Annotated in this window: 10 protein-coding genes; 6 read left to right on the forward strand and 4 right to left on the reverse strand. The window is 68.0% G+C overall.

Annotated elements, in window-relative coordinates:
- Positions 1 to 14: 14 nt before the first annotated feature.
- Both AC5Y5W_RS06795 and AC5Y5W_RS06800 read right to left on the reverse strand, forming a co-directional pair.
- Positions 15 to 1,550 (reverse strand): 1,4-alpha-glucan branching protein domain-containing protein, encoded by a 1,536-nt coding sequence (locus AC5Y5W_RS06795; protein ID WP_500010500.1) that lies wholly within the window; start codon positions 1,548 to 1,550, stop codon positions 15 to 17.
- A complete protein-coding gene (locus AC5Y5W_RS06800; protein ID WP_500010499.1) occupies positions 1,547 to 2,335 on the reverse strand; it encodes a class I SAM-dependent methyltransferase in 789 nt (262 codons plus the stop codon). Before AC5Y5W_RS06800 ends, AC5Y5W_RS06795 begins: the two co-directional genes overlap by 4 nt.
- Before the next feature lie 208 nt (positions 2,336 to 2,543).
- Here AC5Y5W_RS06800 and AC5Y5W_RS06805 point away from each other — a divergent pair, with 208 nt between their 5' ends.
- The 5 genes from AC5Y5W_RS06805 (at position 2,544) to AC5Y5W_RS06825 (ending at position 8,701) form a co-directional block, all read left to right on the forward strand.
- Positions 2,544 to 3,344: an electron transfer flavoprotein subunit beta/FixA family protein gene (locus tag AC5Y5W_RS06805; RefSeq protein WP_499885218.1), complete on the forward strand. Its 801-nt coding sequence runs from the start codon at positions 2,544 to 2,546 to the stop codon at positions 3,342 to 3,344.
- 33 nt (positions 3,345 to 3,377) lie between these two features.
- Positions 3,378 to 4,334, forward strand: a complete 957-nt coding sequence (locus tag AC5Y5W_RS06810; protein ID WP_500010498.1) for an electron transfer flavoprotein subunit alpha/FixB family protein — start codon at positions 3,378 to 3,380, stop codon at positions 4,332 to 4,334.
- A 43-nt stretch (positions 4,335 to 4,377) separates the two neighbouring features.
- Positions 4,378 to 7,134 (forward strand): helix-turn-helix transcriptional regulator, encoded by a 2,757-nt coding sequence (locus AC5Y5W_RS06815; RefSeq protein WP_500010616.1) that lies wholly within the window; start codon positions 4,378 to 4,380, stop codon positions 7,132 to 7,134.
- A 101-nt stretch (positions 7,135 to 7,235) separates the two neighbouring features.
- On the forward strand, positions 7,236 to 7,979 hold the full coding sequence (locus tag AC5Y5W_RS06820; protein WP_500010497.1) for an SDR family oxidoreductase: 744 nt from the start codon (positions 7,236 to 7,238) through the stop codon (positions 7,977 to 7,979).
- Entirely contained in the window at positions 7,976 to 8,701 is a 726-nt protein-coding gene (locus AC5Y5W_RS06825) for an SDR family NAD(P)-dependent oxidoreductase (protein WP_500010496.1), read from the forward strand. The genes AC5Y5W_RS06820 and AC5Y5W_RS06825 overlap by 4 nt, the downstream gene beginning before the upstream one ends.
- Here AC5Y5W_RS06825 and AC5Y5W_RS06830 read toward each other — a convergent pair.
- Both AC5Y5W_RS06830 and AC5Y5W_RS06835 read right to left on the reverse strand, forming a co-directional pair.
- On the reverse strand, positions 8,698 to 10,503 hold the full coding sequence (locus tag AC5Y5W_RS06830; protein WP_500010495.1) for a flavin-containing monooxygenase: 1,806 nt from the start codon (positions 10,501 to 10,503) through the stop codon (positions 8,698 to 8,700). The genes AC5Y5W_RS06825 and AC5Y5W_RS06830 overlap by 4 nt on opposite strands.
- Before the next feature lie 52 nt (positions 10,504 to 10,555).
- Entirely contained in the window at positions 10,556 to 11,407 is an 852-nt protein-coding gene (locus tag AC5Y5W_RS06835) for a metal-dependent hydrolase (RefSeq protein WP_500010494.1), read from the reverse strand.
- 74 nt (positions 11,408 to 11,481) lie between these two features.
- Here AC5Y5W_RS06835 and AC5Y5W_RS06840 point away from each other — a divergent pair, with 74 nt between their 5' ends.
- Positions 11,482 to 12,120: a TetR/AcrR family transcriptional regulator gene (locus AC5Y5W_RS06840; protein ID WP_500010493.1), complete on the forward strand. Its 639-nt coding sequence runs from the start codon at positions 11,482 to 11,484 to the stop codon at positions 12,118 to 12,120.

Below are 12,120 nucleotides of genomic sequence, written 5' to 3' on the forward strand. Positions count from 1 at the left end.
GCGGGAGACGGGAATCAGCATGGCAGCCGCCGGGCGTCGAGGGCGCCGAACAAACCGTCGGCGCGATTCCAGCCGTCGGCCAGCCGCTGGGCGACCTCGCGGCGGCCCGACGCCAGCGCATCGGCGATCTCCCGGGTGGCGTGGGCGTGCAGATGTGCGCGGTAGCGGGCATAGTCGGCCGCGGAATCCTTGCTGACCATGAACGGCCAGTCGCTGGAGACCGTCAGCAGCGTCTCGCGCAATATCTGGTCGGCGACCTGATCGCGGGGGATCGGCCCATCCAATGACGCGTTCTGGGTCAGCGCCTTATCGACCGTACTCAGCGCGGTGTCGACCACCTCGGTGTTGAGCTGCACCAGATCGGCCACTTTGTCCCCGGACCACACCTGCCAGTCCTTGCCGGAACCCCAAGAGCTGGGCGGCAATTCGACGGCAGAGCCGACGAAACCGTCGGCGATCGCGTCGCTCAAAGTGCCGACCCGCACCCCGGCCTCGGGCAGGGCCCGCAAGACCCGCTCCAGCCACACCGGTCCCTCGTACCACCAATGGCCGAACAACTCGGTGTCGAACGCGGCGATGACGTGGGCCGGCCGCCCGATCCGGTCGGATTCGGCCAGCAGCCGGCCGCGGACGACGTCGACGAAGTCGGCGACGTGGACGTCGACCGCACGGTCGGCGCGCTCGGGATCGTAGGGTGCTTTGGCGTCCGAGGGCACATTGCGGCCGGTGACTCGGGCCGGCTTTAGGCCGGTGCGATGGTCGTAGGTGTGGAAGTCACGGTAGGCGGCATGACCGGGGTAGCCGGATTTCGGCGACCACACCCGGTAGCTGACGTGCAAGTCACGCCCGAACGCCACCACATCGGTGTCGCCGACCGGCCGTCCCAACGCGGTGTCGCCGTGCAGCGAGGGGCCGTCGACCATAAAATGCCCGACTCCGGCTGCGGCGTAATCGTTTTCCATGCCCGGGGCGTAGGCACATTCGGGAGCCCAGATGCCGCGCGGGGTGTGCGCAATCCGCTGCCGGGCGTCGGCCAGCCCTTCACGCAGCGCGAATTCCCGCAGCCGCGGCGCCAGCAACGGCTGAAACGGGTGCGCCAGTGGGCCGCCGAGCAACTCCACCGTGCCGGCGTCGACGAGGCCGCGCAGCAGCGGACTGCCGCCGTGGTGCCACACCGTGGCGAAGTCCTCGAGAGCCTGGTCGGCTTCGGCGCGCTCGCGAATCCCGAAGTCCCGCAACGGTTCCGGCAGGCTGGCGGCCTCGGTGGCGCGGAGCCCCCAGTTGGCCAGCCAGTGGTACATGCCGTCGAGGCAATAGGGGTCGTCGAGTTGGGCGGTCACCACCGGTGTCATCCCCAGCGTGACCACCCGGTACCGGTCTTCGTCGGCCAGGGTGTGCAGTACCCGCAGTAGCGGTAGGTAGGCCGCCGACCATGACTGGTAGAGCCACTCCTCGCCGACCGGCCAGCGGCCGTGGTGGGCCAGCCACGGCAGATGCGTGTGCAGCACCAGGGTGAACAAGCCGGGAACCCGGTCGGCGGAATAGTTCACGGGCGCACCGCGATCGCGACGAGATCCAGGCTGGTGTCGATATCGCGGTCGGCCGTGTCGACGATCTCGAAGTCGGCGGCACTGACAGCGGCCACATCAGCCAACAGCTCGGCCGGCCAGGGCGCATCGGCCACCGCCCGGGCAACCTGGGCATCGATGATCGAGCCGCCGTGCCGGGCATCCATGTCGGCCAGCCGCGGCCCGTGGAAGACCCCGCTCAACGTCACTGTCGCGAAGCCGGTGTCGAGCAGCAACTGCCTGAGCTCGTCGGCATTGAGCTCGCGGGTATGAAACGGGTTGATCGGGGTGTCGCGGCCCGGTGAGAACGTGATCCGGTTCGGCGTGGACACCATCAGTACCCCCGACGGGCGCAACACCCGGGCGCATTCGGCGACGAATTGTGTCTGATCCCACAGATGCTCGATGACCTGGAAGTTGACCACGGCATCCACCGAACCGTCCGGCAATGGCAGCGCAGCGAGGTTGCCGTGCATGACCTGCACCCGTGGATAGCGCGACCGCACATGAGCGACCGTGGACTCGTCGTAGTCCAGCGCGACCACCCGGCGGGCCACCGCGGCGATCAAGTCGGCGCCGTAGCCTTCGCCGCAGCCCGCCTCGAGCACTTCGCGGCCGGCGCAGCGCGAAGCCAACCGCTGGTAGACCACTTCGTGGCGGCGAAACCAGTAGTTCTCCACGTCCAGGCCGGGAATGGTGCGCTCACCGGTCAACGGCAATGCCGTGTCGACCGGGGTATGCGGAACGTCGGGAACTAATGCGCTCATTGAGTAGGCAGGCTAGCCCCTGTCGCGCCGATCGCGAACGGGTCACCGCAGACGGGCGGGCAATCGGGCCTAGCACGACCCGCTATGGTGTGAGAGCGAACCGCACAAAGTTACCGCTCAGTAACATGCGTGTGTGGTGGCGTAAGACGTGACCGAGGTCCTGCAGTCGACGGCTGCGGGACTCCTTCGAGGAGGACGAACCACACTTATGACGAACATCGTGGTCCTGATCAAGCAGGTCCCAGACACCTGGTCGGAGCGCAAGCTCACCGACGGCGACTACACGCTGGATCGCGAGGCCGCCGACGCCGTGCTGGACGAGATCAACGAGCGCGCCGTCGAAGAGGCGCTGCTCATCCGGGAGAAAGAGGCCGCCGACGGCACCGAGGGGTCGGTGACCGTGCTGACCGCGGGCCCGGAGCGGGCCACCGAGGCGATCCGCAAGGCGCTGTCAATGGGCGCCGACAAGGCCGTCCACCTGCTCGACGACGGGATGCACGGCTCCGACGTCGTCCAGACCGGCTGGGCGCTGGCCCGTGCGCTGGGCACCATCGAGGGCACCGAGCTGGTGATCGCCGGCAACGAATCCACCGACGGCGTCGGCGGAGCGGTGCCGGCCATCATCGCCGAGTACCTGGGCCTGCCGCAGCTCACCCACCTGCGCAAGTTGTCGGTCGAGGGCGGCAAGATCACCGGCGAGCGAGAGACCGACGACGGCGTGTTCACCGTGGAGGCCTCGCTGCCGGCCGTGGTCAGCGTCAACGAGAAGATCAACGAGCCACGCTTCCCGTCCTTCAAGGGCATCATGGCCGCCAAGAAGAAGGAAGTCACCAACTTGACGCTGGCCGAGATCGGTGTCGAGGGTGACGAGGTCGGGCTGGCCAACGCCGGGTCGAAGGTGCTGGCGTCGAACCCGAAGCCACCCAAGACGGCCGGTGAGAAGGTCACCGACGAGGGCGATGGCGGCACCAAGGTCGCCGAATACCTCGTCGGCCAGAAGATCATCTAAGACCCCTAGACCCGAAAGATACGGACATAACTCATGGCTGAAGTACTCGTGCTCGTCGAGCACGCTGAAGGTGCGCTGAAGAAGGTCACCTCCGAACTGATCACCGCCGCCCGTGCGCTGGGTGAGCCGGCCGCCGTCGTGCTCGGTGCGCCCGGAACGGCCGAGCCGCTGGTCGACGGCCTGAAGTCGGCTGGCGCCGCCAAGATCTACGTCGGCGAATCGGAGACGGTCGACAACTACCTGATCACCCCGGCGGTCGACGTGCTGGCCGCATTGGCCGAATCGGCGGCGCCGGCGGGCGTGCTGCTGGCCGCCAGCGCCGACGGCAAGGAAATCGCCGGCCGGCTGGCCGCGCGGATCGGCTCGGGGCTGCTGGTCGACGTCGTTGACGTCCAGGCCGGCGGCAAGGCGGTGCACTCCATTTTCGGTGGCGCCTTCACCGTCGAGGCTCAAGCCACCGGTGACACCCCGGTGATCACCGTGCGGGCCGGTGCAATCGACGCCGAACCGGCCGACGGCGCGGGAGAGCAGGTCACCGTCGAGGTGCCCGAGCCGTCCGAGAACGCCGCCAAGATCACCTCCCGTCAACCCGCGGTCGCCGGCGATCGCCCGGAGCTGACCGAGGCCACCTTCGTGGTCTCCGGCGGTCGTGGTGTCGGCAGCGCCGAGAACTTCAGCGTGGTCGAGGAATTGGCCGACGCGCTGGGCGCTGCGGTCGGTGCCTCGCGTGCCGCGGTGGACTCCGGCTACTACCCGGGCCAGTTCCAGGTGGGCCAGACCGGTAAGACGGTGTCGCCGCAGCTCTACATCGCGCTGGGCATCTCCGGCGCAATCCAGCACCGCGCCGGTATGCAGACCTCCAAGACGATCATCGCGGTCAACAAGGACGAAGAGGCGCCGATCTTCGAGATCGCCGACTACGGCGTGGTCGGCGACCTGTTCAAGGTCACCCCGCAGCTGACCGAGGCGGTCAAGGCCCGCAAGGGATAGCTTTTGCTGCGTGACCAGACGTAAAAGCCCCCGCACACCCGGTGTGTCGGGGGCTTTTACGTCTGCTCGGCACGAGCTCACCGGCCGTGGCGCCGAGTGCGCGCAGCTGGCCGAACTCCTTACGGCGGCCCGCGCCGGCCACAGCCAGATACTGGTCCTGCGCGGCGAAGCCGGCATCGGCAAGACGGCGCTGCTGGGATATCTCAGCGACGCTGCCGCCGATTTCGAGGTGATCCGCGCGGCCGGGGTGGAGTCCGATATGGAACTGGCCTACGCCGGGCTGCAGCAGCTGTGCGCCCCGCTGATGGACCGCCTCGGAATACTGCCCGAACCGCAGCGCGAGGCGCTGTGCATCGCGTTCGGGTTGAGCGCCGGGCCCGCCCCGGACCGGTTTCTGGTCGGGCTTGCGGTAATGGGATTGCTCGCCGCGGCCGCGGGGGAGCAGCCGGTGTGCTGCATTGTCGACGACGCCCACTGGCTGGACCGGGTTTCCGCCCAGACGCTGGGATTCGTCGCACGCCGGCTGCTGGCCGAGCCGATCGCGCTGGTGTGCGCGCTGCGCGAACCCGTCGACGGACTGATCGGGCTGCCGAGGCTGATGCTGCGCGGCCTGGCCGACGCGGACGCCCACGCGCTGCTGGAATCGGCGCTGCCCGGCCCGATCGACCCGCAGGTCGCCGACCGGATCGTCGCCGAAACCCACGGCAATCCGCTGGCGCTGGTGGAGCTGCCCCGCGGGTTGTCGGCGGCCGAGTTGGCCGGCGGCTACTACCGCCCGGACGTGCAGCCCGTCGCCGGGCAGATCGAGCGGCACTTCCTGGCCCAGATCCGGTCGTTGCCCGACGACACCCAACGGGTGCTGCTGGTGGCCGCCGCGGAGCCGGTGGGTGATGCGACGCTGCTGCTGCGCGCGGCCGAGTCGCTGGGGATTGCGCCTGGTGCGTTGGCCCCCGCCGAGGAGGCCGGACTGCTCGAAATCGGTGCGCGGGTGCGGTTTCGCCACCCGCTGGTGCGGTCGGCGACCTACCGCGCGGCAACGGGCGCCGATCGCCGCGACGCCCACCGCGCCCTGGCCGAGGCAACCGACACGGCGCACGACCCCGACCGTCGCGCCTGGCATCGCGCCTACGCGGCGGCCGCTCCCGACGAATCCGTCGCTGCGGAACTGGAACGATCCGCGGGCAGGGCTGCGCTGCGTGGTGGAACCGCCGCGGCGGCAGCGTTTTTGATCCGGGCTACCGAACTGACTCCCGACGCCGCCGTGCGCGGAGCCCGCGCGCTCGTCGCCGCCGAGACCAAGCGGGCGGCGGCTGAACTCGACGCCGCCGGTGAGTTGCTGGCCATCGCGGAGCTGGCGCCGTTGGACGAGCTGCAGCGGGCCAGGTTGGCGCGGATGCGCGCGCAGCTGGCATTCACCCGCAGCCGCGGCAGCGCTGATGCGCCCGCGCTGATCGGTTCGGTGCATCAATTCTTCGACGCCGCAAAGACTTTAGAGCCGCTCGACGCCGCTATGGCGCAGGAGGCCCTGTTGGAAGCGGTCAGCGCGGCCATGTATGCCGGTCGGCAGTTCGGCGCCGCGGCGCGTGCGGACACGGTGGCGGCCCTGCTCGCTCGGCCGGACACCGACTCCACCCGCCCGGCCGATCTGCTGCTGCGCGGCTTGACCACCCGGATCAGTAAAGGCTGCGCGGCCGGTGTGGCGCCGATGCGCGCGGCGGTTGCGGCGATGACCCGCGAAACCTGGTCGTGGCAAGCGTTTCCGATTGCCCACGAAGCTGTCGTGCACGACCTGTGGGACGACGAGTCCTGGTACCGGATCGCCACCGACGCGGTGCGGGTCGCCACCGACGGCGGCGCGCTGGCGATGCTGCCGGCGGCCTTGACGACGCGCGCCGGGGTGCACGTGCAGGCCGGTGAATTCGCGTCAGCGCGGGCGCTTATCGCCGACGCCCGGACGCTGTCCGCCGCTGCCGGGCATACGCCGGTGCGTTACCACGAGTTGGCCTTGGCGGCCTGGGTCGGTGACGAAGCGGAGACCACCGAGCTGATCGAGGCCGCCACGCGGGACGCGGCCGCCCGCGGTGAGGGCCGGGTCAACGCCTTAATCGGATATGCCACCGCGGTGTTGCGTATCGGCCTGGGCCACTACCCGGTGGCCTGCGCCGCGCTGTGCCGGGCCTGTGAATACGAAGATCTGGGTCTGTACGGATGGAATCTCTTCGAGCTGGTGGAGGCCGCCGTGCGCGCCGACGAACGCCCGATCGCTCTCGATGCGCTGACACAGCTCGAGGAACGCACCGTGGCCGCCGGTACCGATTTGGCACTGGGGGCGCGGGCCCGGTCGCGGGCGCTGCTCAGCGACGGCCGCACGGCCGAGAACCTCTACGTCGAGGCGATCGAGCGGCTGGGCCGCACCCGCATCGTGGTGCAGCTGGCCCGCGCCCACCTGGTGTACGGGGAATGGTTGCGCCGAGAAAAGCGCCGCACCGATGCGCGCGTCCAACTGCGGACCGCCCACGAGATGTTCAGCCGGATGGGAGCCCACGCGTTCGCCGACCGCAGCCGGCGCGAACTACAGGCAGCTGGGGACAGCACCAGCAAACGACCAAGCGCCTCCGGCGACGTGCTGACTCCCCAGGAACAGCAGATCGCCGGACTGGCCGGCGCGGGTCTGACCAACCCCGAAATCGGCGCGCAGTTGTTCATCAGCGCACACACCGTCGAATGGCACTTGCGCAAAGTGTTCGCCAAGCTGGGAATCCGGTCCCGCCGCGAACTGCGCGACGGATCCTGGCGTTAGACCATCCGCCAGACCACGGACTTTCCAGGGTTCCCCCGCAGCCACCGCGGTGCCAGTGTTGTCCCATCACCACCGGGATTCACGAACTGGGAAGGGAACCAATGAAGATCACAGTGATGGGCGCCAGCGGGCAGATCGGCTCCAAGGTCGTCGCGCTGCTGGGCGCCGCCGGCCACGAGACCGTGGCCGCTTCCCGCAATACCGGCGCCGACGTGCTCACCGGCAACGGCCTGGTGGAGGCGCTGTCGGGCGCGGACGTGCTCATCGACGTGGTCAACTCGCCAAACTTTGACGACGACCCGGTGATGGAGTTCTTCACCAAGTCGGCGACCAACCAGGTGGCCGCGGCCAAGACCGCCGACGTCAGCCACTACGTCGTGCTGTCCATCGTGGGGTGCGACGGCCTGCCCGCCAGCGGCTACATGCGCGCCAAGGTGGCCCAGGAACGCATCATCACCGAATCGGGGCTGCCCTACACGATCGTGCGCGCGACCCAGTTTCACGAGTTTGCCGACGCGATCACCGCGTCGCTGACCGTCGACGGGGAGGTGCGGGCCCCCGACGGGCAGATCCAGCCGATCGCCGGCGCCGACGTGGCCGCCGAGGTGGCCCGGGTCGCCCAGGCAGCGCCGGTCGACGGCATCGTCAACATCGGGGGACCGGAGAAAATGAGTTTTGCCGAGCTGGCCAAGCTGGCGCTGGCCCACCGCGGCGAGGACCTGCCGATCGTCGTCGACCCGTCGGCGGTCTACTTCGGCACCCAGGTTGGGGACACCGGCCTGGTCACCGGAGAGGGCGCCGTGTTGGCCAGCACCCGGTTGGCCGACTGGCTGGCAGCGCAGTGAGCGAACTGCACGGCCAGACCGCGCTGGTGACCGGGGGCACGGCGGGCATCGGCATCGAGTCCGCGCGGCTGCTGGCGGCCGAGGGCGCCGCGGTGATCATCACGGGTCGCTCCCGTGACCGCGGTGCCGCGGCCGTCGCCGAGTTGGGCGCCGGGGCGCGTTTCGTGGCCGCCGACCTGTCGGACCTGGAGTCGGTGAAAGCCCTTGTCCGGCAATGCGGTGACGTCGACATCGTGGTGAACAACGCGGCCAGCTTCCCCGGCGCGTTGACCGTGGAACAGGACGTCGCATCATTCGAGTCGACCTTCGACACCAACGTGCGCGGCGCCTACTTCCTGGTTGCGGCGTTGGTGCCGGGCATGTTGCGTCGCGGTCACGGCAGCATCGTCAACGTCACCACGATGGCCGCGTTCAAGGGCATCCCCGGCGCCTCGAGTTACAGCGCGTCCAAAGCCGCGCTGGAATCGCTGACCCGCACCTGGGCGGCCGAATTCGGGCCACGCGGGGTACGGGTCAACAGCGTCGCGCCTGGGCCCACCGCCACTGACGGGGTCGCCGCCGAGTGGGGCGACACCAACGACGAGTTGGGCCGGGCGTTACCGCTCGGCCGGACCGCCAAGCCAGCCGAAATCGCCCAGGCCGTGCTGTTTTTGGCATCGCCCCGCTCGAGCTTCATCACCGGTTCAACACTGCACGCCGACGGCGGCGGTGCCGCCGCCTAAACACCGCCGTCGCCGGGGGCCGTCGTCGTCAGCGGGCGGTCGCCAGCGGCCCGGATGTCAAGCCCGTCGAAGGTGCCTGCGGACCGCCATGCGGCAAGGATGTCGGCGTATTCGGTTGGGCTGCCGAAAAAGAAGCTGTCCTGATTCAGTCTCTTGGTCGCTTGGCCCTCGCGGTTGTAATAGCCCGGCGTGCACGCCTCACGCCGTCCGGCGATGACGCTGGAGCGTTGCACGACAGCGTCGACCCAGGCTGCTTCGGCGCCGGCAGTGGCTTCCAGCTCCGCCACGCCGCGCTGTAGTGCCCAGGCGATCACCCAGGCGATGTGTTGGGACTGGGTGTCGATGAGGTAGGGGAAGTTCACCGTGAAGCCGGACTGCGCGATGCTTTCGATGAAGCAGTTCGGAAAGCCGTTGATCTGCAAGCCGTGAAAAGTGCATATCCCGTCGGCCCATTTGTCGGTGAGGGTGGCGCCGTCGCGACCGACAACTTCGAAGCCGGTCCGTTGCCGGTAATCGGTGCCGACTTCGAACCCGGTGGCGAAAATCAGGCAGTCCAGGCCGTATTCGACACCGTCGACGACGACGCCGCTTTCGCTGATCTGCTCGACCCCGCGGCCGCGAGTATCGACCAGGGTCACGTTGGCGCGGTTGAATGCCTGCAGGTATTCGTCGTGGAAACAGGGCCGCTTGCAGTAATACCCGTACCAGGGTTTGAGCGCTTCGGCGGTGGCGGGATCGGTGACCAGCGAATCCACCCGCGCCCGAATCTCTTCCATCTTCGCGAAATCGGCCAGCTCCGCTGCGTTCGGGCCATCGGCGTTCACGATCGGCATCTTCTTGGTGAGGCTGGTCCAGGCGTCGTCGACCAGATCCTCGTCGGCTTGGCCGCCCGCCGTGAGGATTTGGAAGTTCTCCATGCGCCGGCGTTGCCAGCCCTGCTGTAACGTCGCTGCCCATTGCGGGTCGGTGGGCCGATTGGCCCGTACGTCGACAGTTGACGGGGTCCGCTGGAAGACGACGAGGCGCCGGGCCGCTTCGGCGAGGCGGGGAACACACTGAATAGCTGTCGCGCCGGTCCCGATGATGCCCACCCGCTTGTCGGACAGCTCGGTGAGCTCTGAGCCGGTGTAACCGTAATCCCAGCGGCTGGTGTGGAAAGCATGGCCGTTGAAACTCGTAATGCCCGGGATACCAGGGAGTTTCGGCTTCTGCAGGTACCCGTTGGCCATCGCCACGAACCTGGCGCGGATACGATCACCACGATCGGTGCTGATGATCCATCGCGATTCGGCTAGGTTCCAACGAATTTCACGTACCTCGGTGTGCAGACACGCGTTTCGGTACAGGTCATAGTGCTCGGCGATGCGTCGGCAGTGGGCGAAGATCTCCGCCCCCTTGGCATACTTCTCGGTCGGGAGATAACCGAGCTCCTCCAGCAACGGCAGGTAGACGTAGGATTCGACGTCACAGGCAATACCGGGATAGCGATTCCAATACCAGGTACCGCCGACGTCGGCGGCTTTGTCGATCAGTCGCACATCGTCGACGCCGAGTTGTTTCAAGCGCGCTCCGATGAGTAGCCCACCGAAACCCGCGCCGACGACCGCCACGTCAACCGCGTCGGCCAGCGGGTCGCGGGTGAAGCCGGGATCGGCCCACGGATCGTCGCCGAAGCGGGCGAAGGCGCCGCTGATTTCGACATATTGATCGATTCCGTCCGGCCGCAACCGTCGTTCGCGCTCGTGGGCGTATTTGGCGCGCAGCGCAGCGGGATCGAAAGCCGCGCCGTCGACGTTAGCCACGGCTGAATAGTGAACTAATTTTCACGACACGGCAATGCCTGCCGCGGCAGGCCTACTGCGCCTGAATGAGCTGGGCCCCGTCCGCGTCGAAGAGTTCCTTGGACCACTGGGCGAGCAGTTCGGTGCTGTCCCAGTCATCGGGGTGGAACCCAGGGCGGGTGTAGGCGGCGATGCGACGACGGGTCTCGGCGCTCAGTAACGGCGATTTGCGGAAATCGTTGAGGCTGCGCAGCAGCCGCCGCGGGTTGTAGGACGCGCGATCCCGCGCCATCGACCGGACCGTCTGGATGACCATCTCGGCCAGGAAGATCGCGGTGCCTATCCGCATGGCCCGCACCCGGGTCCGCTCGGTTCCGCCGACCGCCTGGAAGACATCGAAGGCCACCGCTTTGTGCTCGCACTCTTCGAAGGCGTGCCACAGCAGTATTTGGCGCACATCCGATCGGTCGAGCAGGTCCAGCATCTCGTCGTCGGTGAGCAGAAGCTCCGCCAGCGTCGCCGTGTAGTGCTCCAGGGCGGCGGTACCAGCCAGGGCCATCTCCGTGGAGAACACCTTTTCCAGCTTGGCCAGCAACCACGTGACGTGGCGGTCCAGCCGCGTGGTGGGATAACCCATTTCCTGGAGACGCTCGTTGAGCATCCGGTGTTGCTGGCGGTGGGTGGCCTCTTGGGCGATGAACCCTTTGACCGCCTGCTGCAGTTCCGGGTCGGTGACCTGGTCGCGGTAGTTGCGCACCGACCGGATGAAAAAGTCCTCACCCTCGGGAAACACCGCAGACAGCACTGCGACGAAGTGGCTCATCACCAGGTCGTCGCCGGCGAAATGTTTCCGGGTGCCGGTGGGAAGCGTGAACTGGACCCGACGGGCTTTCAGTGCCGGGCGCTTGGCAGGTGTGCTGGACATCTCCGGTCTCCTGTCGTTACGAAGCTCACATCTGACTTTACGCCTAGTCAGATAAAAATGACAGACTTAGCCTCGTGAGCCCGGCGCGGATCTATGGCGGCTTGACCGCCGAACAGCGTGAAGCCGGGCGCCGGGCGCGCCTGATCGACACGGCGATCGAGCTGATGGGCACCCGAGGCGCCGCCGACACCACCGTGACCGCGGTCTGCGCCACCTCCGGGGTCACCTCGCGCTACTTCTACCAGCACTTCGCTGACCGCGACGCACTGCTGCGCGCGGTCGCCGAGCAACTGCGCACCACCATGCAAGAGGCCATCGTGGCGGCCATCCCCGAGGGGAGCGCCACGCCCGATGCATTGGCGCAAGCCCCGATTCGCGCGCTGCTGACCATGATGCGCAATGATCAGCGGCTGGGCCGGATTCTGTTCGTGGAATCCGGCACCGAGCCCACCCTGCGCCAACTCCGCAGCGAGCTGATGGCCAGCTTCGCCGATTTGGTCTGGCATCAGGCCCGGCTGCACCTGAACATCTCCGATTCCGCGGTCAAGATCGGCGAGTTGGCCGCCATCCTGGGTGTCGGTGGGGTGTTCGAAGTGTTGCGCCGCTGGGCCGACGGCGAACTCGACTACACCGCGGACCAACTCGTCGAGCACTGCGCCGGGTTGCTGGGCAGCCTCGCCGGCTACGTCCTGGCGGACCGTGCCGCCGAATAG

This window comes from Mycobacterium sp. NGS51 (assembly GCF_059812525.1).

Excerpts from the sequence above, each read along its gene's own strand:
- AC5Y5W_RS06820 (WP_500010497.1), top strand. The coding sequence starts at position 7,236 with ATGAAGATCACAGTGATGGGCGCCAGCGGGCAGATCGGCTCCAAGGTC.
- AC5Y5W_RS06800 (WP_500010499.1), bottom strand. The coding sequence starts at position 2,335 with ATGAGCGCATTAGTTCCCGACGTTCCGCATACCCCGGTCGACACGGCA.
- AC5Y5W_RS06810 (WP_500010498.1), top strand. The coding sequence starts at position 3,378 with ATGGCTGAAGTACTCGTGCTCGTCGAGCACGCTGAAGGTGCGCTGAAG.
- AC5Y5W_RS06835 (WP_500010494.1), bottom strand. The coding sequence starts at position 11,407 with ATGTCCAGCACACCTGCCAAGCGCCCGGCACTGAAAGCCCGTCGGGTC.
- AC5Y5W_RS06805 (WP_499885218.1), top strand. The coding sequence starts at position 2,544 with ATGACGAACATCGTGGTCCTGATCAAGCAGGTCCCAGACACCTGGTCG.